This window comes from Streptomyces sp. NBC_00038 (assembly GCF_026343635.1).
Lineage (GTDB): Bacteria > Actinomycetota > Actinomycetes > Streptomycetales > Streptomycetaceae > Streptomyces.
On sequence record NZ_JAPELQ010000002.1, the window covers coordinates 477,720 to 497,903 of the forward strand.

15 protein-coding genes are annotated in these 20,184 nt (G+C 69.5%); 8 read left to right on the forward strand and 7 right to left on the reverse strand.

The features are described 5' to 3' along the window. Positions 1 to 32 precede the first annotated feature (32 nt). Together OG219_RS45270 and OG219_RS45275 are read left to right on the forward strand one after the other, a co-directional pair. Positions 33 to 1,244 carry a 4-hydroxybenzoate 3-monooxygenase gene (locus tag OG219_RS45270; protein WP_266837172.1) on the forward strand — a complete coding sequence of 404 codons (1,212 nt, stop codon included), beginning with the start codon at positions 33 to 35 and terminating at the stop codon, positions 1,242 to 1,244. A gap of 112 nt (positions 1,245 to 1,356) precedes the next feature. Beyond that, on the forward strand, positions 1,357 to 2,973 hold the full coding sequence (locus OG219_RS45275; protein ID WP_323183375.1) for a protein kinase: 1,617 nt from the start codon (positions 1,357 to 1,359) through the stop codon (positions 2,971 to 2,973). A gap of 26 nt (positions 2,974 to 2,999) precedes the next feature. Here OG219_RS45275 and tgmB read toward each other — a convergent pair whose 3' ends face one another. Together tgmB and tgmA are read right to left on the reverse strand one after the other, a co-directional pair. After that, positions 3,000 to 3,956, reverse strand: coding sequence for an ATP-grasp ribosomal peptide maturase (gene tgmB, locus OG219_RS45280; protein WP_266837176.1), 957 nt, complete (start codon positions 3,954 to 3,956; stop codon positions 3,000 to 3,002). Positions 3,957 to 3,971: 15 nt separating this feature from the next. Continuing rightward, entirely contained in the window at positions 3,972 to 4,163 is a 192-nt protein-coding gene (gene tgmA / locus OG219_RS45285; RefSeq protein WP_266837178.1) for a putative ATP-grasp-modified RiPP, read from the reverse strand. 265 nt (positions 4,164 to 4,428) lie between these two features. Between tgmA and OG219_RS45290 the strand changes: the two genes are divergently transcribed. Continuing rightward, complete coding sequence (locus OG219_RS45290; protein WP_266837964.1) at positions 4,429 to 5,448, forward strand: hypothetical protein; 1,020 nt, start codon at positions 4,429 to 4,431, stop codon at positions 5,446 to 5,448. 45 nt (positions 5,449 to 5,493) lie between these two features. Here the strand turns inward: OG219_RS45290 and OG219_RS45295 are convergent, their stop codons facing one another. Next, positions 5,494 to 7,920, reverse strand: a complete 2,427-nt coding sequence (locus OG219_RS45295; RefSeq protein ID WP_266837180.1) for a GH92 family glycosyl hydrolase — start codon at positions 7,918 to 7,920, stop codon at positions 5,494 to 5,496. Between the two features lie 279 nt (positions 7,921 to 8,199). Here OG219_RS45295 and OG219_RS45300 point away from each other — a divergent pair, with 279 nt between their 5' ends. Further along, positions 8,200 to 8,535 (forward strand): DUF2238 domain-containing protein, encoded by a 336-nt coding sequence (locus OG219_RS45300; protein ID WP_266837966.1) that lies wholly within the window; start codon positions 8,200 to 8,202, stop codon positions 8,533 to 8,535. 317 nt (positions 8,536 to 8,852) lie between these two features. On the opposite strand, the gene OG219_RS45305 is transcribed toward OG219_RS45300, so the two are convergent. Further along, complete coding sequence (locus tag OG219_RS45305) at positions 8,853 to 9,836, reverse strand: aldo/keto reductase (protein ID WP_266837182.1); 984 nt, start codon at positions 9,834 to 9,836, stop codon at positions 8,853 to 8,855. A gap of 159 nt (positions 9,837 to 9,995) precedes the next feature. On the opposite strand from OG219_RS45305, the gene OG219_RS45310 reads away from it, so the two are divergent. After that, the gene (locus OG219_RS45310) at positions 9,996 to 11,732 is read left to right on the forward strand and encodes a cholesterol oxidase substrate-binding domain-containing protein (protein ID WP_266837184.1); all 1,737 of its coding nucleotides are present in this window, start codon (positions 9,996 to 9,998) and stop codon (positions 11,730 to 11,732) included. On the opposite strand, the gene OG219_RS45315 is transcribed toward OG219_RS45310, so the two are convergent. Further along, a complete protein-coding gene (locus OG219_RS45315) occupies positions 11,713 to 12,375 on the reverse strand; it encodes a TMEM175 family protein (protein ID WP_266837186.1) in 663 nt (220 codons plus the stop codon). The genes OG219_RS45310 and OG219_RS45315 overlap by 20 nt on opposite strands. A 390-nt stretch (positions 12,376 to 12,765) precedes the next feature. On the opposite strand from OG219_RS45315, the gene OG219_RS45320 reads away from it, so the two are divergent. The 3 genes from OG219_RS45320 (at position 12,766) to OG219_RS45330 (ending at position 17,679) form a co-directional block, all read left to right on the forward strand. Next, the gene (locus OG219_RS45320) at positions 12,766 to 14,100 is read left to right on the forward strand and encodes a lectin (RefSeq protein WP_266837968.1); all 1,335 of its coding nucleotides are present in this window, start codon (positions 12,766 to 12,768) and stop codon (positions 14,098 to 14,100) included. A gap of 120 nt (positions 14,101 to 14,220) precedes the next feature. Then, entirely contained in the window at positions 14,221 to 16,365 is a 2,145-nt protein-coding gene (locus OG219_RS45325) for an RICIN domain-containing protein (protein ID WP_266837970.1), read from the forward strand. A gap of 21 nt (positions 16,366 to 16,386) precedes the next feature. Continuing rightward, positions 16,387 to 17,679 carry a ThuA domain-containing protein gene (locus tag OG219_RS45330; RefSeq protein ID WP_266837188.1) on the forward strand — a complete coding sequence of 431 codons (1,293 nt, stop codon included), beginning with the start codon at positions 16,387 to 16,389 and terminating at the stop codon, positions 17,677 to 17,679. Between the two features lie 236 nt (positions 17,680 to 17,915). On the opposite strand, the gene OG219_RS45335 is transcribed toward OG219_RS45330, so the two are convergent. Continuing rightward, positions 17,916 to 19,073, reverse strand: coding sequence for a glycoside hydrolase family 88 protein (locus tag OG219_RS45335; protein ID WP_266837190.1), 1,158 nt, complete (start codon positions 19,071 to 19,073; stop codon positions 17,916 to 17,918). A 137-nt stretch (positions 19,074 to 19,210) separates the two neighbouring features. Beyond that, complete coding sequence (locus OG219_RS45340; protein WP_266837192.1) at positions 19,211 to 20,044, reverse strand: DUF1206 domain-containing protein; 834 nt, start codon at positions 20,042 to 20,044, stop codon at positions 19,211 to 19,213. Between the last annotated feature and the right edge of the window lie 140 nt (positions 20,045 to 20,184).

The following is a 20,184-nucleotide window of genomic DNA, read 5'->3' on the forward strand; positions in this document are numbered from 1 at the left end:
CGGCGCTGACGGAGCATCGCCATAATGTTCGGGTGACCTCCCCCACCCCCACCCCCGTACAGCGCGTCCCCGTCGTCATCGTCGGCGCGGGACCGGCCGGTCTCACCATCGGCAACATCCTGCGGGCCGCGTCCGTCGACTGCGTGGTCCTGGAGACCGAGAGCCGCGAGTTCATCGAACAGCGGCCCCGGGCGGGGTTCATCGAGGAGTGGGCGGTGCGCGCGCTGCAGGAGCGGGGGCTGGCCGGCCGGCTCGTGGAGCGGGCGCAGGCGCACAGCGAGTGCGAGTTCCGGACCGGCGGCGAGCGTCACCGGTTCCGGTACGCCGAGCTGACCGGGGACCGGCACTTCGTCTATCCGCAGCCGCTCCTTGTGACCGACCTGGTGCGCGAGTACGCCGACGTGCGCAGCGGCGACATCCGTTTCGGCGTACGCGATGTGGCGCTGCACGGCATCGACGGGGACCGGCCCTCGGTGCTGTACACGGACCCGGCGACGGGTGAGCGCCGCCGTATCGACTGCGAGATCATCGCGGGCTGCGACGGCGCGCGCGGCGTGACGCGCACCTACGTGACCCCGGATCAGGGCACCGTCGCCCGGTACGACTACGGAGTGGGCTGGCTGGCGCTTCTCGCCGAGGCGCCGCCGTCCTCCGACTGCGTCGTCTTCGGCATCAACCCGCGCGGTTTCGCCGCCCATATGGCCCGGAGCCCGCAGGTCACCCGCTACTACCTCGAGGTCGCGCCCGGCGAGGACCCGGAGAACTGGCCGCACGAACGCGTGTGGTCGGAACTCCACGCCCGCCTTGCGGTGAACGGCGCCCCGCCGCTCACCGAGGGCCCGCTGATCGAGAAGCGGGTGCTCGACATGCACAGCTACGTCGTGGAGCCGATGACGTACAGGCGGCTGTTCCTGGCGGGCGACTCCGCCCACCTCGTCGCGCCGATAGCGGCGAAGGGCATGAACCTCGCGCTGCACGACGCGCTGCTCCTGGCCGACGGGCTCCTCGCGTACTACGGGACGGGCAACGGCAGTGCACTGCGCGGCTATTCGGCGGCCTGCCTCGCGCGTGTCTGGGAGTACCAGGAATTCTCGCGGTGGTTCGCGGAGTTGCTGCACGGGCCGTCGTCGGGCGAACCCTTCCGGGCCGGATCCGCGGGTGCCCGGCTGCGGCGGATCCTCGGATCGCCCGCCGCGGCGGCCGCTTTCGCCGACTCCTACATAGGCAGGACCACCGTGGGGTGAGCCCTGCGCGAAAAAAGCGGGTGCCCGATCCGTCTTCCTTTGAACACTCATCGTCACCCCCTGCGTACTTCCAGGAAAGGTGAGAGCCCGGTGCGCGCAGCGAGGGATGAGCATGGTCAAGGTGCAAGACCCCACGGACGAGTTGGTCGCCGGCAGATACCGCCTCCTGGAGGTCGTCCACCGGGAGGAGGGCCGGGACGGCTGGCACGGCCAGGACGTCGAGTTCGAGCGTCCGGTCACCTTGACCAGGTCACGGCTCCCCGACCATCTGCGGGAGCAGGCGGAGCACCGTACCGCCGCCCGGATCCTGCGCGAGTCCGAGCGCATGGGACTGGTCTGCCCCGGCAAGGTGTCCACCGTCGTCGACGTGATCGAGGACAACGATTTCCTGTGGACGGTCACGGAGCGGTCCCCCGGAGTCCCGCTGAGCGCGCTCCTCGGGAAGGGTCCGGTGAACTACATCCGGACCGCCCGCATCGGGCTCGGTCTCCTCGATGTCATCGCCGCGGCTCATCGCCACGGGCAGACACACGGCGATCTCAGCCCGGGGCAGATCTGGGTGGACGACCAGGGCTCGGTCACGGTGAGCGGCTTCGGCCTGATGGGGGCCACCTGCTCGGCACGGGTGACCGCGCCGTCGTACGCATCCCCGGAGCAGGCGCGCGGCGAGAGCACCGGACCGGCGGCGGACCTGTGGGCCCTGGGCGCGATGATGTACGCGATGGTCGAGGGGCGGCCGCCCATCCGGGACCGTGGACGGCTCGATGCCACGCTCCGCGCCGTGGACCGGCTGCCCATCCGGCAGCCGGCGAAGGCGGGCCCGCTCAGCCCCGCCATTCAGGGACTCCTGCGCCGGGATCTGCTCGAACGGGTGCCAGAGCCGGTCGTGCGCGAGGCGCTGACCCGCATCCTCAAGCAGGAACTCGACGACTCGGCGCCCACGGCGCAACTGCCCGTCTTCCGCGACACCTACGGTGCCGCCCAGCGAACGGGGCGGACCTTTGGCGGACGCACTGTCAGCCGGCCGGTTCTGGTGGGTGGGGCGCTGGTCGTCACCGTCGTCTGTTTCGCGGTGCTCACCGCGGCGGGCGGGCTGCCCGACGACGACACCTCCGCGTCCGGCTCCGCACCTTCGCCGACCGCTTCCGGATCCCCGCCGGCCGCTTCCGGCACTCCGTCCGCGGCACCCACCGATACGGCCACCGCCCCCGAGAGGCCACCGGCGGCCTCGACCCCGGCGTCTCCCTCTCCCACTGTCGAAGAGACACCGTCGTCCACCTTCTCCACCTACAACGCGCCCGAGGGCTTCTCCATCGACCTGCCCACGGGCTGGAAACCCCTGCGGACCAACGGGACTTCCGACCTCTCCTACCGCGTCACCTTCGGCGCGAGCGGGGATCCGCGCACGCTGGCCGTCACCTACAGCACCCGGCTCGGCCCCGACCCCGTCGAGGTCTGGGCACAGCTGGAGCCATCACTGCGGAGCGAGTCCACCGACTACGAGCGGGTGGGTGACATCCGCGCCGTGGACTACCGCGGTTTCGAGGGCGCCGACATGGAGTGGTTCTCCGTGTCCGACGGGGTCCGTGAGCGCACGCTCGGCCGGGGATTCCTCATCGGTGACAGCGAGGGCTTCTCCCTGCGCTGGACGACCCCGGCCGACGAATGGAACGACTCCGCCAACCAGGAGGCGCTGGACGTGTTCTTCCAGTCCTTCCAGCCGGAGTGATCCGGTGAGCTGCCGCAGGGCACGGGTCATCTCCGCCCTGCGGGGGCACGGGCATCGGGTCTTCGCTGCGACAGCCACAGGGCGACCGCTTCGGCGATGGGCTGGCCCGTCTCCAGCTCGACGAAGCCGAACTGGCCGCCCTGGTTGCCCTCCAGGAACCACCAGACGCCCTCCTTGTCCTCCGCGAAGTCGAAGGCGGCGTACGCCAGTCCGGTGAAGGTGAGGTACTCGTGGACGGAGCGGGCGATACGGCCGGGCACCGCGATGGGCTCCCAGGTGTGTCCTGTGTCGCCGAAACGCCCGTCGACCTGCTCGGGCACGGCGGTCTTGCGGGCCGCGAACAGGCGGGAGCCGATGGCGGTGAGCCGGATGTCGGCGCACTTGGGAATGTACTGCTGGAGCAACGCCGGGCCGACCGCGACGCCGGAGAAGTCCGTGTCGGGTCCGATGAGCGTGGTGGGCAGGGCCACCGGCGGCTCGCCCGGCGGAGGCCCCGAGGCCGACTTCACGACCACGTCGCGGTACTCCTCGACGAACTGCTGGGCGACCCGTGGAGCGGTCGTGATGATGGTGGGCGGCACCGCGAAGCCGCTGCTGTGCGCGACCCGCAGCTGCCAGGGCTTGTGCCGGGCCTGCTCGGCGCTGCGCGGGTGGTTCATCCAGCGGGTCGCGGCGGAGTAGAGCATCCCGAACAGGGCCTGCCTGGTCTCGGCGGTGAGCCACGGCGAGGGATCGGCCGCGTGCGCCGCCGGTTCGCCCGGCCTGCGCACCCACACGGAGCGCAGGCCGCCCATGCTGAGCACATGGCCGTTGACCGACAGATAGCCGTCGAAGTCGCCATGGGCGTAGTCGGCGGACAGCACGGCCTTGCCGGGCACGTCGGCGGGGTCCAGACGCACCATGGGCACGCCCTGTTCATGCAGTTTGGCCACCACCATGTCGGCGGTGACGTCCTGTTCGGCTGTGAGAATGAGTACCGTCATGCGCGCGGGCGGCCGTCAGTCGTCGAAGTGCGTCTGGGAGCCGGCCGTGGAGGTCGTGGTTCCGGAGGCCAGGAGGAGCGCACGATCGCTGACGGCCGGTCGGCCGTCGGGCAGCACGTTCAGTTGGAGTGAGACATCGAAGTGGTACGCGGCTGTCACGGCCGACTGCCCTGTGGGCAAGGCGTAGTTGAGAGTGAACGGTCGCACGAAAGATCCTCCTGCGGTCTCACGATGCTCTACGCCCACCCGTACGTTTCACGACCGTAAGGAATTCATCACTTTCCGCCACATCGGGGTGAAGGTCATCACATCGCGTCGTTTCCGGCTTGCTCGTTTCGGTTTTACTTGTGTGTCCGCTTGTTTCCGTTTTACTCGTGGTTCTGCTTGCTAACGGCTGAAGCTTCGGCCAAAGCTTCATCCTCAGTGATCTGAACGCCGCACCGACCCAGGAGAGTTCCCGGTGACCGTAGCCATTGCTCCGTCCGAAGAATCAGACGCGCGTTTCGACGCGCTGGATCCCGAAGTGTCGCGTGACGCACGCGACTTCGGGGCCTACGCGCGGACCGGCGGCTGGAGCTTCGCCCTGAAGGTGGCGCGCAGCGTGCGGCCCGGCGGGCAGTCCGCGGACGAGACGCCGAAGATCTCCGCGAAGGACTTCGCCGAGCTGGCCGGATGCTCGCCCGAGCGCGTCATGCGCTACTACAAGGCATGGGACAAGGCGGCCGACGACGGTCTCGTCCCGCAGTTCGAGGGGCTGGCCCCGGGCCAGGACATCGAGCTGCCGGACGCAGAGGTGTGGCACACGTACTACGTCTCCCGCTCCAGCGCCGCCTCCGAGCGCGGCACCGCCATCGCGGAGGCCGCCCAGGCCGAGGGCATCCGGCCCACCAAGGCCCTTGAGGTCGCCGAGAACCCTACCGCGCTGCGGGCCGCGATCCTCGGCGACCCGTCCACCGCCCAGGCGGCGCGGCACGCGCTCCTGGACCGGCTGAAGGAGGACCCGGCGCTCCAGACCGAGTTGGCCCGGGACATCGCCCGCACCGACGATCTCAAGAAGGCGGTCGCCACCGAGACCAGGGCGGCCGACCGGATCGGCTATGTGCGCCAGATCGCGGAGAAGGGCCAGATCAAGACCCCGGCCGGGCAGACCCTGGACGCCCCGGCCGAACTGCGTTCCGAGGCCGAACGGCACCTGTCCCTCCTCGACGAGCTGGACGAGGGCGAGGACGCCGGCGAGTGGGCGACCGACGCGTACGACACCATGAAGAACATGGTGGTCGAGACGGTCCAGGCCGACCCCGAACTACGCGTCCAGGAGCGCCGGACGAAGTTCTACAGCAGCCTGCAGAAGGCCACGAAGGTGTTCGAGGAGCTCACCTTCGACGACGCCGACGACATCTACGAGGACGACATGGTGCAGCGTCTGGAGGAGCTCCAGCAGGCGATCGGTTCGTGCATCGCCGCTCTTCGGAGCGCTGCTCCCCAGCAGTGATCGGGGTGCGGCCCCGCGAGAACTTCTCTCGCGGGGCCGCGCGGATCACTGAGGCAGGTCCGCCGGGTCGGTCGCCCATTGGGTGTTGGGCTGTTCGGCGAGCCGGAAGGTGAGGGTGCCGCCCTTCGTCGTGAGGTCGGCGCCGGTCCACGAGCGTTGCGTGGTACGCCCGTTGACCCGTACGGCGTCGATGTAGGAGTGCGTGGCGTCGGCGCCGGGTGCGCTGATGGTGATGTCGGTTCCGCCCGGCCGGTCCACGACCGCGCTCGGGAAGAGCGGAGCGCTCAGAAGCATGGAGGCGCTGCCCGGGGTCTGGGGATACAGGCCGAGGGCGGAGAAGACGTACCAGGCGGACATCGTGCCGAGGTCGTCGTTGCCCGGCAGACCCGAAGGGCCGGTGCCGTAGACCGTGTCGATGATCTCGCGGACGGTCTCCTGGGTCTTCCAGGGCTGTCCCAGGGCGTTGTAGAGCCAGGGCGCGTGGATGCCGGGTTCGTTGGTGGCGTCGTAGCGCAGCGGGTCGCCGCCCCGGAGCGACCAGGAACCGTCCGCCTTGTGGAAGAAGCCGTCGAGGCGTGCGGCGGCTTCGTCGCGGCCACCCATCGCGGCGGCCAGCCCCTGCACGTCCTGCGGAACCATCCAGGTGTACGTGGCGCTGGTGCCCTGCGCGAACCCGAGGTCGCTTCCCGGGCTGAACGGAGTCACCCAAGACCCGTCGAGCTTGCGTGCCTGGATGTAGCCGGCGCCGGCCGTGGCGGCGGGGTTGAAGACGTTGTCCCAGTAGGCACCCCGCTCGGTGAAGACGGCGGCCTCCTGGTCCCGGCCAAGGAGATCGGCCCACTTCGCCAGCGCGGAGTCGGCGACGGCGTCCTCCAGGGTCTCGGCGGCGCCTCCCCAGCAGTGGCACACGTCCTGCGCCGCGTAGCGCGATGTCAAGTACTGGGCGAGGTTGGGGCGTTGGCCCACGCACTGTCCCGGGCAGCCCGCGTCGGAGAGCCCTTCGTCGCGCGGCACGGTGGCCTGTCGTACGAGTGAGTCGAAGGCTCCCTCGTAGTCGAAGTTGCGCACGCCCATGGCGTAGAAGGTGGCCAGCGTCGCCGCCGAGGGGTCGCCCGTCATCACATGGGTGGCGCCGCTGATGTGCACCCAGCGGTCCCAGACTCCGTCGTTCTGCCGCGCGAAGTTGTAGAGGGACTGCGCGAAGTCGCCCGCGATCCTCGGTTTCAGCAGGGCGAGGAGTTGTATCTGCGCTCTGTACTGGTCCCAGCCCGAGAAGTTGCTGTACTGCGCCTGCTGACCGCGGGCCAGCCGGTGCACCGCGCCGTCCACGCCGTAGTACCGGCCGTCGCCGTCGCTGATCAGGTTGGGCTGCATGAGCGAGTGGTAGAGCGCCGTGTAGAAGGCGGTGCGCTGGGCCGAACTGCCGCCGCCCACACGGACGGTGCTCAGTTCCCGGTCCCAGGCGCGGGCACCGGCGTCGGCCACCGCCGCGACGCTCGCACGCGGTGCGATCTCCCCGCGGAGGTTGGCCTCGGCGCCGTCGAGACTGACGTACGAGATGCCGACCCGCATCCGGACATCGTTGTCGGAGCTCGTGTCGAAGCCGACGTATCCGCCGGAACCGCGTCCCGCGCGGTCCGCCCCGGTGGCGTACCCCTCCCCGCCCGAGGTGGAGGTCGAGCCCGCGGAGAGCGTGCCGTCCTTCCAGGTGCCGACAGAGGAGAAGTCACGGTCGAAGGACGCGCTGAAGTACAGCTTGTAGTAGCTCTTGCGGTTGTTCGTGCCGCCGTTGGCGCGGCGGCCGCAGAACGCGCCGGTGAGCACCCAGCCGGTCACCTTGCGCTGCGCGGCGTCGATCTCGACGTGGGCGTCCTCGCTGCCGTTGAGGGAGTTGGAGACGCGGAAGAGCAGGTTGGCCGGACGGTCGCCCGGGAAGGTGAAGTCGGCTACACCGGCCCGCTTGCTGACCGCCAGATCCGCGGTGGCACCGGACTTGAGGCCGAGCGTGTAGCGCCCGGGTACGGCTTTCTCCTCGGCGTGAGTGAAGTCGGCGGCGTAGACCGCGTCCTTGGTGTCCGCCGAGGGCGAGGACGTGACGTCGCCGACGAACGGCATGACCGGTACGTCGCCTGCCGCGCCGGGGTTGCAGCCGGCGCCGTTGACGTGGGTGAGGCTGAGACCTCGTATGCGGGTCGCGTCGTACTGGTAGCCGTTGGCGGCACCCGTGCTGGTCTGGTCGCCGGTGGTACTGGTCGGGGACCAGGCGATCATCCCCTGCGGGAGGGTGGCACCGGGGTAGGTGTTGCCGCCGTTGGACGAACCGATCAGCGGGTCGACGTAGGAGACCGGCCGCTCGGTGAGAACGGCTGAATCGGCCGGGAACGGGACGGCCAGGGCCAGGGCGCTGGTCGCGACCACGGCGGCGGACCGGGTGCCGAACCGTCTTGCTCTGCGCAGCCATTGGGGGCGCATACGAGGGTCACCTTCCGACAGGTAGGGGCGGGCCGGGATGGGCGCGAGGATAGGCGGCTGCCGGGAGGGCGGGAAGTGACCCGTGAGTCCGGGTGATGAAGGCAGGGTGAATGCACCGCGGGCGCGGAGAAGACCGGGTCGCCCTCCCGGCAACAGCTCGCGGTGAAGTGAGTAGGCGTACTCATATCCCCGGTCGCGTGCTCCAGCAGCATGGGGCCACCTGGACCAAGGAGACCGCCGATGACCGGAGTTCACCTCGCCTCGCTCCTGCGTCGCCCGATGAACGAGGCCTTGCCGACGCTCGATGACCCCACGTCGGAACGCACCCCCCGGAGGATTCTCCCGGTCGTTCTCGTGGTGGCGGTCGGCGCGGGCCTGGCCGTCTCCGCCTGGCACGCGCACGACGGTACGGCGGTGATCGGCGGCCACGCGGCGGACGACTTCCTGGCCACGCAGGGAGATGTGTGGGACACCCACTGGGACATGTTCTGCGCCCTGATCGGGGCGACCGTCTCGGTGCTGCTGCTGAGCCGCCTGCACGACCGGCAGCTCGGCGCGCTCTCGGGGGCCGAGGCTCCCCGGGGGCAGGGGGATCACTCGGGTGGCGGCCAATAGCTGTCCGGGGCCCGGCAGTTCGACGCCGGGTGACTGCCGGCTGAGCGACAGCCGCGCAGTCGGCTGCCGACCGGGCGACTACGCGAGGAGTGCGCCGTCCGACGATCCCTCCCGGCACAGGAGGGATCGTCGAGCGCGCCGCCGGTTCACGAGCGCTGCCGTCTGCCCCGCGAGCCGAGGGGGCCTGCGGCGGGCGGACGGCTACCGCAAGGGTCTCCCCCAGCGCGCGTCGTACGTGATCAGCCAGTCGGTACGCCCGGTGCCCGTCAAGCCCCCTCGGGCGACAACCGTCCCCACCACCCCGAACCCGGCAGCAGCTACCAGCGCCCCTCTACCTGCTCCTTGATCCGCCGCTCGTAGAGGTCCTCGACCGCGTCGAGGGTCTTCTGCGACAGCTCGGGCAGCTTTGCCGCCGCCGCGTTGGCGCGGGCCTGCTCCGGGGAGCGGGCTCCCGGGATCACCGTGGTCACGCCGGGCTGCTGGATGATCCAGCGCAGCGCCAGCTGGGCGGGGGTGGCGCCTTCCGGGGCGAGGGCGGTGAACTCGGCCGCCGCCTCCACGCCGGTCGCGAAGTCGACGCCGGAGAAGGTCTCGCCCTGATCGAAGGACTCTCCGTGACGGTTGTACGTGCGGTGGTCGTCCGCCGCAAAGACGGTGTCCTTGGTGTACTTGCCGGAGAGCAGGCCGGAGGCCAGCGGAACACGGGCGATGATGGCGACGCCCGCCTCCTGCGCCGCCGGGAGCACCTGCCGCAGGGGCTTCATGCGGAACGGGTTGAGGATGATCTGGACGCTCGCGACATGAGGGCGGGCGATCGCCGTCAGCGCCTCCTCGCACGTCTCGACGCTCACGCCGTACGCGGCGATCCGCTCTTCCTCGACGAGTGTGTCGAGGGCGTCGAACACCTCGTCGGAGGAGTAGACCGGCGTCGGCGGGCAGTGCAACTGCACCAGGTCGATGCGGTCGACGCCGAGGTTGCGGCGGGAGCGGTCGTTCCAGGCGCGGAAGTTGTCGAGGACGTAGTTCTCCGGGATCTGGTCGACGCGGCGGCCCATCTTGGTGGCGACCAGCACATGCAGGTCCGGCCTGCCGCGCAGGAAGGCCGCGATCGTCTGCTCGCTCCGCCCGTCGCCGTACACGTCGGCCGTGTCGAAGAAGGTCACCCCGGACTCGGCCGCCGCCTCCAGCACGGCCAGGGCGTCCTGATCGCTCACATCGCCCCAGTCCGCCCCCAACTGCCACGTGCCGAGACCGGTGACCGAAGCCTGCTGACCTGACCTGCCGAATACGCGCTCGTCCATGCCGTCAGTCTGGCATCTCCCCGCCCACGTGCAGGACGCCACCCCACCGGCCGTATCTGTGCGCCCGCAATGAACCTCCTATGAGGGTTTGTCACTCGAATGAGTGAAGCGCTTCGACAGTGGGCTTATTCGTGTCAACCGCTGCCTAGCGTGGAACACATGACCGAATCTTCAAGAGGTGAAGGGCCCTCCGCATGGTCGCGCCGAGGGTTCCTGCTGACCGCCGCCGCGCTCGCCGCCGGGACCCAAGTCGTGATCCAGGGCCGGGCCGAGGCGGCCGTCGATCTGCCAGGGTTCCCCGAGGAGGTGGACCTCTACCGGTCGGCGTACCGCAACTGGGCCGGGGAGATCACCGCCGCCGGACTGTGGGCCTGCGCGCCCGGCGACGCGAACCAGGTCGTCCAGGTGGTCAACTGGGCCCGGCAGCAGGGCTGGACCGTGCGCGCGCGGGGCTCCTCCCACGGCTGGTCGCCCTTGACCATCCCGGAGGGGACCGAGGCGGACGCCCCCGTGCTGCTGGTCGACACCGTCCCCGGCCTGGCCGGTCTTTCGCTGGAGTCCACCACCCCCGCCGCCGTCCGGGCCGGCACGGGCGTCACCCTTGAGACGCTGCTCGGTTTCCTGGAGGACCGCGGGCTCGGCCTCACCGCGACCCCCGCCCCCGGTGACCTGACGCTCGGCGGCGCGCTGGCCATCGACGCCCACGGCACCGCGGTTCCCGCCGACGGCGAGAGCAGGCTGCCCGGACACACGTACGGCTCGCTCAGCAATCTCGTGCTGTCGCTGACGGCGGTGGTCTGGGACGCGGACAGCGACGCCTATGTGCTGCGCACCTACGGACGGGACGACCCGGACTGCGCGGCGCTCCTCACCCATCTGGGCCGCGCTCTGATCACCGAGGTCGTGCTGCGCGCGGGCGCGAACACCAACCTGCGCTGTGTCAGCCGTACCGACATCTCCGCCGCCGAGCTCTTCGCGGCGCCGGGCGGCGACAGCGGCGGACGTACCTTCGCGAGTTTCCTGGACGAGGCCGGGCGCGCGGAGGCGATCTGGTTCGCCTTCACCGAGTTCCCCTGGCTGAAGGTGTGGAGCGTCGCCCCCAGCAAGCCGCTGACCTCACGCCGCGTGACCTCGCCGTACAACTACCCCTTCTCGGACAACGTCCCCACAGTGGTGGCCGACCTCGCCGGACGGATCGTGTCCGACGCGGCCTGGTACCTGGCTCCGGTCCTGGGCACCGCACAGTTCACCGCGGCCGCCGTGGGACTGACCGCCACGCTGTCCGCGGACATCTGGGGGCCGTCCAAGAACACGCTGCTCTACCTCAAGCCCACCACCCTGCGGGTGACCGCCAACGGCTATGCCGTGCACACCTCACGAGCCGACGTGCAGCGTGTCATCGCCGAGTTCACCGAGTTCTACCGGGACTTGCTCACGACCTACGCCGCCCGCGGAAGCTATCCCGTCAACGGATCGGTCGAGATCCGGGTGACCGGCCTCGACGAGCCGTCCGACGCAGACTCGACGGACGCCCGCGCCCCTCTGCTGTCGGCGCTGCGGCCGCGGGCCGACCACCCCGAGTGGGACACGGCCGTCTGGCTGGACGTGCTCACCCTGCCGGGCACCGCCGACGCGCCCGCGTTCTACCGGGAGTTGGAGCGCTTCCTGCTCACGACGTACGACGGCGGGTACGCCCTCACCCGCGTCGAGTGGTCCAAGGGCTGGGCCTACACGGACGAGGCCGCATGGTCCGACCAGGAGGTGATCGGCTCCGTCGTCCCCGCCTCCTTCGACGACGGCGCGGGACCGGACTGGGAGCAGACGGCAGGCGTACTGGACCGCCTCGACCCGCACCGGGTGTACGACAACGCCTTCCTCAGGCAGTTGTTCCCGTAACCCCCGGCGCCTGCTGGTCCGGCGTCTTGGGACTCCGGACCAGCAGGCTCGACAGGATCGCCAGGAGCCACCAGTACTTGGCGGCCGTGGGAGAGGCGAAGGCCACCGGAATCGAGGTGGCGAAGACGCCGAACAGAAACAGGCTGCGCCGGAGGGAACCCCTGATGCGCCCGGGCTCCGCGCCCGCCACGGCGAGGGACGGCCGCACCAGCAGAGAGGCGGTCATCGCGGCGAGCAGCGCGAGGGCGAGGGCGATGTTGGCGGCGTAGAACGCGGTGCCCGCGGTCGTGTCGCCGTACTCGCTGATGAGCCGGGTGGGGAACGGGAGCGCGGCGACCACGGCGAGCAGGGCCAGATAGAGGTTGAGCAGCCAGCGGTCGAGCGTCGCTACCAGGCGGAACACCGCGTGCTGTGCCAGCCAGAGCGCACCGATCACGGCGAAGCTCAGCAGGTACGCGCCCATCTTGGGCACGGCGTCCCGCAACGCCGCACCGACCTCGGAGTCGGCGAGCCCTTCGGGAACCGTGATGTCCAACGCCAGCAGTGTGATGGCGATCGCGAACACGGCGTCACCGAAGAAGAGGAGGCGTTCCGCGCCGATCACGGTTTCGCGGCGCGGGAGTCGGAACGTGCGGTCGTTCATGGGGCAGCACCACTGGGAGTCGTCGGGGGGTGGGTGGGCTGGTACGAGCGGGGCGTTGTCCAACCGGGGCGCGAGTGTGGAGTCGTGGGACGCCCCGTTGAGCTCATGAAATATCACGAGCGGCTGTGAATCCTTCAACTCCTGGTGCGTGCGGCCCGTTTCAAGGTCCACTTCACTTTCAAGGCCCCCTTAATTCACATCTTGAGTTTACGTCTTGACGTGCCTGGTTCAGACCAATAGGTTCACCGATCACCAGCGTCCCATGAATGCGTTCATCGCTCACGGACGTGAACCCCCCACTTCAGCCACGTGTGAAGGGCTGTGATCCTCTTGATGGCCAGACAATCCCTTGCGCGCTCCGCCGCACTGCGCGGCACGCTCGCCACGGTCATGCTCACTCTCTCCGTCGGCGCCCTCAGCGCCTCACCCGCCGCGGCCGCCACCGGCACGATCACCGGCCTCGCCGGCAAGTGCCTGGACGTCGCCGGGGCGAGCTCCACGAACGGCACGGCCGTACAGCTCTACGACTGCAACGGCACCGCCGCCCAGCAGTGGACGGTCGGCTCCGACGGGACCATACGGGCCCTCGGCAAGTGCCTTGACGTCACCGGCAATTCGACCGCGGACGGGGCCAGGCTCCAGCTGTGGGACTGTGCCGGCAGCGCGAACCAGAAGTGGACGGTCTCCTCGGCCCGCGACCTGGTCGGTACGCAGTCCAACAAGTGCGCCGACGTCACGGGCAACACTTCGGCCAACGGCACCCCCATCCAGATCTGGACCTGTAGCGGCGCCGCGAACCAGAAGTGGACCGCGCCCGCCGCGGACACGACCCCGCCGCCCACCACCTCGGCGCCGATGGCGGTGGCCCCGTACATCTACAACGGCTGGGGCAGCCCGCCCAGCCCCACCACCGTCATGAACGCCACCGGCGTCAAGTGGTTCACCCTGGCGTTCGTCCTCAGCAACGGCTACTGCAACCCGCAGTGGGACGGCAGCCGCGCGCTGACCGGCGGGGTCGACCAGACGACCGTGAACACCGTGCGGGCGAACGGCGGCGACGTCATCCCCTCGTTCGGCGGCTACAGCGGCAACAAGCTGGAGAGTTCCTGCTCCAGCGCGGCCGAGCTGGCGGCGGCGTACCAGAAGGTCATCAACGCGTACGCGCTCAAGGCCATTGACATCGATATCGAGGCCGACGCCTACAGCAACACGACGGTCCAGCAGCGCACCGTGGACGCGCTGAAGACCATCAAGGCGAACAACCCCGGCATCAAGGTGTACGTCACCATCGGCACCGGGCAGAGCGGCCCCGACACGGGCCTCATCAACCGGGCCGCGGCCTCCGGTCTGACCGTGGACGGCTGGACGATCATGCCGTTCGACTTCGGCGGAGCCGGCCAGAACATGGGCACGCTCACCATCCAGGCGGCCGAGGGTCTCAAGACGGCGCTCAAGAACGCCTACGGGTACACCGACGACCAGGCGTACCGGGGCATGGGCATCTCGTCCATGAACGGGATCACCGACGTCAACGAGACGGTCACCCCCGCCAACTTCGAGACCATCCTCAGCTATGCGCAGCTGCACCACCTGGCACGGCTGACGTTCTGGTCGGTCAACCGTGACCGTCCCTGCTCCGGTGCCTACCCGAACGACGACACCTGCTCGGGTGTGGCCCAGAGCGCCTGGCAGTTCACCAGCATCTTCGCCAGGTACACCGGCTGACGGACACAGTCCGCACCTCCTCGTTTCCACCCCCCTTCCACACAGGAGAAACCCGTGCCCAGACCCAAGAGAGAGTCCGGCCGTCACCGGATACCGAAACTCCTCACCGCGGTCGCCCTCATGGCGAGCACGGTGACCGGACTCACGCTCGCCCAGCAGGACGAGGCGGTCGCGGCGGTCGCCGCGCTGCCCACCGGGATGGCCACCGTGGTCAACGCCGGCAGCGGCAAGTGTTTGGACGCCAGGTCCGCCGCGACGACGAACGGCACCGCGGTACAGCAGTACACGTGCAACAGTTCCACGGCCCAGCAGTGGAGTCTGACGACCACCAGCGACGGCTACGTACGGATCGGCAACGGCAACAACACCAACCAGGTCGTTGACGTGAGCGACGTCTCCACGGCCGACAACGCCCTCGTCCACCTGTGGGCGTACGGCGGTGGCAACAACCAGCAGTGGCTGCCCGTGGACGAGGGCGCCGGCAACTACCACTTCGTCAACCGCAACAGCGGCAAGTGCCTGGACGTGCCGAGCGCGTCGACGGCGGACAGCGTGCAGCTGGTGCAGTACTCCTGCAACGGGTCCGCGGCCCAGCGGTTCCAGGTGGCCGCCGTGACCCCGCCGTCCACCGGAGTCGACCTCGGTCCGAACGTGGTCGTGTTCGACCCGTCGATGTCGGCGTCGACCATCCAGACCCGGCTGAACAGCATCTTCCAGCAGCAGCAGACCAACCAGTTCGGCTCCCAGCGCTACGCCGTGATGTTCAAGCCGGGCACCTACAGCGCCGACGTCAACGTCGGTTTCTACACGCAGGTTCTCGGCCTTGGCCAGTCCCCGGACTCGGTGACGATCAACGGCGCGGTGCACGCCGAGGCCGACTGGTTCCAGGGCAACGCCACCCAGAACTTCTGGCGCGGCGCCGAGAACCTCTCGGTCAACCCGACGAGCGGCGGCGACCGTTGGGCCGTGTCCCAGGCCTCGTCCTACCGGCGCATGCACGTCCGCGGCAATCTCGCCCTGGACGACGGCGGCTGGTCCAGCGGCGGCTACATGGCCGACACCAAGATCGACGGCCAGGTGAACTCCGGCAGCCAGCAGCAGTGGCTGACGCGCAACTCGCAGCTCGGCAGCTGGACCGGCTCCAACTGGAACATGGTCTTCGTCGGCAGCCAGGGCGTACCGGCCAACACCTTCCCCAGCCCGCCGAACACCACGATCGCGCAGAGCCCGGTCACGCGTGAGAAGCCGTACCTGTACGTCGACAGCGCGGGCGCCTACCAGGTGTTCGTGCCGAGCCTGCGGTCGAACTCCACGGGAACCAGCTGGGCGAGCGGCAGCACCGCCGGGAGCTCGCTCCCGATGGACCAGTTCTACATCGTCAAGGCCGGCTCGACCGCCTCCCAGATCAACGCCGCGCTGGCCGAGGGCAAGAACCTCCTGGTCACTCCGGGCGTCTACCACCTGGACCAGACGCTGCAGGTGAACCGCGCGGACACGGTCATCCTCGGACTGGGCCTCGCCACCTTCATCCCGGACAACGGCGTCACCGCCATGAAGGTCGCCGACGTCGACGGGGTCAAGATCGCGGGCGTCCTCTTCGACGCGGGCACGACCAACTCGCCGACGCTGCTGGAGGTCGGCCCGACCGGCGCCTCCGCCACGCACACCGCCAACCCGACGTCCCTGCACGACGTGTACTTCCGTGTCGGCGGCGCGGCCGTGGGCAAGGCGACCACCAGCCTCGTGGTCAACAGTGACAACGTCATCGGCGACCACATGTGGATCTGGCGCGCCGACCACGGAACCGGCGTCGGATGGACCACCAATACCGCGGACACCGGGCTCATCGTCAACGGCGACAACGTCACGATGTACGGGCTGTTCGTGGAGCACTACCAGAAGTACCAGACGATCTGGAACGGCAACGGCGGCAAGACGTACTTCTACCAGAACGAGATGCCGTACGACCCGCCCAACCAGGCCGCCTGGATGAACGGATCCACGCAGGGCTACGCCGCCTACAAGGTCGCCGACTCCGTCACCAGCCATCAGGCCTGGGGGCTCGGCAGCTACTGCTACTTCAACGTCAACCCGGCCGTCGCGTCCGAGAGAGCCTACGAGGTGCCCACCAACGGCGGCACCCGGTTGACGAACATGGTGACCGTCTCCCTGGGCGGCGTGGGCACGATCCGGCATGTCGCCAACTCCACCGGCGGCCCGTCCAACTCCACCACCAACGTGGCCAACCTCGTCAACTACCCCTGACGCGTACGGAAGGGATCGTCCATGCGTATCAGCAGTTCCGGTCCGGCACGTGCGGCACTGAAGGTTCTCGTCCTGCTGGCGACGTTGCTCGGCCTGGCGGCACCACCTGCCGCCCAGGCGAGCACGGCGGCTGACCCGTTCAAGGTGCTCGCCCTCTACAGCGGCACCTGGGACGCCGCGCACATCGACTTCGTCAAGGATGCGAACGACTGGTTCCCCAAGCAGGCCGCGGCCAACGGCTTCACCTACACGGCCAGCAACAACTGGGACCTGCTCAGCAACGGCGGCGTCAACGCGTACCAAGTCGTGCTGTTCCTCGACGACTTGCCGCAGACGTCCGCCCAGCGGACGGGGTTCGAGACGTACATGCGGGGTGGCGGCGCCTGGCTGGGCTTCCATGTCTCGGCCTTCACGACCAATGCGTCGGCCTGGTCGTGGTACCACAACACCTTGCTGGGCTCAGGCAACTTCGCGACGAACACCTGGGGTCCGACGGCAACGGTCCTGAAGGTCGAGGACCGTACGCACGCGTCCACCAAGAACCTGCCGGCCACATTCACCTCGTCGGTCAGCGAGTGGTACAGCTGGTCCAACGATCTGCGGCAGAACCCGAACATCAAGATCCTGGCCTCGATCGACGCCAGCGGCTTCCCCGTGGGCACGGATCCCAACCAGACGTGGTACAGCGGTTATTACCCGATCGTGTGGACCAACACGCAGTACAAGATGCTGTACGCGAACTTCGGCCACAACGCGATGAACTACACGACCAACACGCGTCTGTCGTCGACGTTCGCGAGTGCGACACAGAACCAGTTCCTGCTGGACGGGATCAAGTGGCTGGGTGGGGCCGACACCACGACCCCGCCGGAGGACTCGATCTCCGAGACCTCCTGGTACTCGCTGACGAACTCCGGTAACGGCACCTGTGTGGACGCCCGTTCGGCCGCGACGGCGAACGGAACCGCGATCCAGCAGTACGCCTGCAACGGCACGCAGGCACAGCAGTTCCAGTTCCGTTCGACCGACAGCGGTTACCGGCAGGCCGGTATCCGGACCAGCCCCCAGCAGGTCATCGACGTGGCCGGTGTCTCGACCGCCGACAACGCGGCGCTCCAGCTGTGGGCTTACGGAGGCGGGCAGAACCAGCAGTGGCTTCCGGTGAAGGAGAGCACCGGGCGCTACCACTTCACGGCCCGCCACAGCGGCAAGTGCCTGAGTGCGGCGAGTGCTGCCACGAACAGCGTTCAGCTCACTCAGCGAGCGTGCGACGGCTCCGCCGCACAGAGTTTCACGCTCACCGCACAGCCCTGACCGGTCCGTGCGTTAGGGCCTGTTCTGAGTTCCCCCGTCGTCCGCGCGGAGCGCGGGCGCAGCGGCGTTCGGTGCGTGCCCTCGGCGTGCGGCGCCACAGGTCATGTGGCGGAGCCACCTGTCCTGGGGCGCTGTGCGGCGAGGGTGCGTGCCGGGCGCCGCTGCGCAGGCGGGGGAACTCAGAACAGGCCCTAGGTGCCCCCGCCGCGATCCAGCGGCGGGGGCACCGTCATGAACTAGCGCGGCAGCAGGGCGAGTTCGGTGCCGCCGAGCAGGAAGGCGCCGACGCCGAAGTTCGCGGTGGTGTCGTAGGTGACGGGCTGGCTGGACTCCGGTCGGTCGCCGACGTTCTGTACGTAGCCCAGGAAGCCGTCGGTATGAACAGCGGTGCCGACCATGCCGTTCCAGGCTCGGGCGGCAACAGGGAGATAGGTGGTCCGGTCGACCAAGCCGGCGGCGATCGCGTACGTCGTGCCGTAGAGGAAGAACGAAGTGCCGCTGGTCTCGGGGCCGGGCAGGTGGGCGGCGTCGGCGAGGTTGACGTTCCAGAAGCCGTCGGTGCGCTGCACGCCGGCCAAGGCCCTCACCAGGCGGGTCAGGGCGTCGCGGTACTCGGCGGTGTGGCGCTCGGTGGACGGGAGGGCCTTGAGCGTCTTGACGTGTCCGCCCGCCACCCATCCGTTGCCGCGCGACCACACGACGGGCTTGCCGGAGGGGGACAGGATGCCGCCGGGCAGGAAGCGTTTGTCGCGGTACCACAGGCCCGTCGCGGCGGAGTACAGGCCGGGGCCGCCCTCGACGCGCTTGGTGTGGTTGTAGAGGGCGTACAGCTTCTCCCAGTACTGGGGGTCCTGGCGGAGGGCGCCCAGGCGGGCGAAGGGCGGCATGGCCATGTGGAGGGCGTCGTCCCACCACCAGTCGTCGTTCTTGGCGGGCTGGTCCGTGTAGACCATGCGGCGCAGGGACGTCTCGATGGCGGTGAGCTTCTGCGCGTCGGGCTCGATGGCGTACAGATCGAGGTAGGCCTGTCCGGCGTTGTGGTTGTCCGCGTGGCGGGTGGTCACTCCCCCGTTGAGGCCGTACGCGTGCTTCTCCGCCCAGCTCCGGGCGTAGTTGAGGTAGCGGGCGCTGCCGGTCAGGCGCTGGAGGGCGAGCAGCCCGCTGAAGAAGGTGGCGTTGGCCCAGCCGTTGTCGCCGGAGTTCGTGTGGGTGGCGATCCACTGGTCGGCCACGCGCCGCAGGACCGTGGTGATCTCGGCCGGGGTCGGCAGCACGGGTGAGGGGGCGCGCGGGGCGGCGTGGGGCGCGGCTTGCGCGGTGCCCGTCAGCGAGGGCGCGAGGGCGGCGGAGCCGGTGAGGGCTGCCGCGCCGGAGAGCAGGCGTCGTCTATGCATGTGAACAACTCCTACGGATGGGGACTCCATCCTCAACTCCCGCGCCGCACGGTGTCCATGACTCGTCGTCAAGTCATCGCGAACCGTGGTGAGTTCAGGCCGTAGGAGCGAACCCGGCCCGCGCAGACGTGCCGCTCTCACACCTTCCGCCACCGCGCCATCGCGCAGGAGAACGCTCCGAACAGGGCCAGGCCCAGTGCGATGCAGGCCAGCAGCCAGGGGCCCATCGGGGTTTCGGTGAAGGACCGGAGTGTGTCGTCCACGCCCTTGGCCTTGTCGGGCTCGTAGTCGACGGCGGCCCGCACGACGAAGGCCCCGATCGCCGCGAACACCGCTCCGCGCGCCACGCCGCCGAGCACCCCCGCCGCGTCGACCGCGCGACGCGTCCGGGGCGACATCTCGCCGAGCTTCAGATACTTGCGGTACTTGCGCCGCACCGCCCGGGCGGCGATCCACGCACCCGCCACGACAAGGCTGGCTCCGGCGGCGCCCACGATCCACTGGCCCGCGGGTATCCCCAGCGCCTTCGCCGTCACGTCCCGGGACTGTTCGTCGCTGGAGCCCGAACCTCCCGAGCCCGCGGCGAAGGAGAGGACGGAGTAGGCGACGAAGCCGTAGAACACACAGCGCGTGGTGGACATGAGTCGCTTCCGCGCCTTGCCGCCGTCGGGCCCGACCGCGCCGAAGAGTGCCTCGGACAGCCGCCACAGCGCCATACCGACGAGTCCGGCGCCCAGCGCCCACAACAGGGCGGCCCCGAAGGGCTTCGAGGAGATCTCCTCCAGCGCACCGCTCCGGTCCGCCTCGCGACCGCTGTCTCCGAACGCGATCCGCAGCGCCAGGACGCCCACCAGCAGGTAGATCACGCCCCGTGCGGCCAGCCCGGCCCTGGCCGCGCCCTCCCTCGCCGTGCCCGTCGCCGCCCGACGGGCACGGCGCCGGCCACTGCGGACCATCGCTCCATCACTCATCGCGGAATTCCGCCTTCGAGCAGGCAACTTGTGGTGCTGTCGCGAGTACCCCGCAGGCGCGGGCGAAACGGGAACCGCGCATGTCACGCCCGGTGCCACTCACCGGGGCCGACACTGTCCGTGAGCTATGTTGAGTGCTT

Coding starts and splice junctions, on each gene's coding strand:
- OG219_RS45275 (WP_323183375.1), top strand. CDS start 1,357: ATGGTCAAGGTGCAAGACCCCACGGACGAGTTGGTCGCCGGCAGATAC.
- tgmB (WP_266837176.1), bottom strand. CDS start 3,956: ATGACGGTACTCATTCTCACAGCCGAACAGGACGTCACCGCCGACATG.
- OG219_RS45295 (WP_266837180.1), bottom strand. CDS start 7,920: ATGCGCCCCCAATGGCTGCGCAGAGCAAGACGGTTCGGCACCCGGTCC.
- OG219_RS45300 (WP_266837966.1), top strand. CDS start 8,200: ATGAACGAGGCCTTGCCGACGCTCGATGACCCCACGTCGGAACGCACC.
- OG219_RS45305 (WP_266837182.1), bottom strand. CDS start 9,836: ATGGACGAGCGCGTATTCGGCAGGTCAGGTCAGCAGGCTTCGGTCACC.
- OG219_RS45310 (WP_266837184.1), top strand. CDS start 9,996: ATGACCGAATCTTCAAGAGGTGAAGGGCCCTCCGCATGGTCGCGCCGA.
- OG219_RS45315 (WP_266837186.1), bottom strand. CDS start 12,375: ATGAACGACCGCACGTTCCGACTCCCGCGCCGCGAAACCGTGATCGGC.
- OG219_RS45320 (WP_266837968.1), top strand. CDS start 12,766: ATGCTCACTCTCTCCGTCGGCGCCCTCAGCGCCTCACCCGCCGCGGCC.
- OG219_RS45325 (WP_266837970.1), top strand. CDS start 14,221: ATGGCGAGCACGGTGACCGGACTCACGCTCGCCCAGCAGGACGAGGCG.
- OG219_RS45330 (WP_266837188.1), top strand. CDS start 16,387: ATGCGTATCAGCAGTTCCGGTCCGGCACGTGCGGCACTGAAGGTTCTC.
- OG219_RS45335 (WP_266837190.1), bottom strand. CDS start 19,073: ATGCATAGACGACGCCTGCTCTCCGGCGCGGCAGCCCTCACCGGCTCC.
- OG219_RS45340 (WP_266837192.1), bottom strand. CDS start 20,044: ATGAGTGATGGAGCGATGGTCCGCAGTGGCCGGCGCCGTGCCCGTCGG.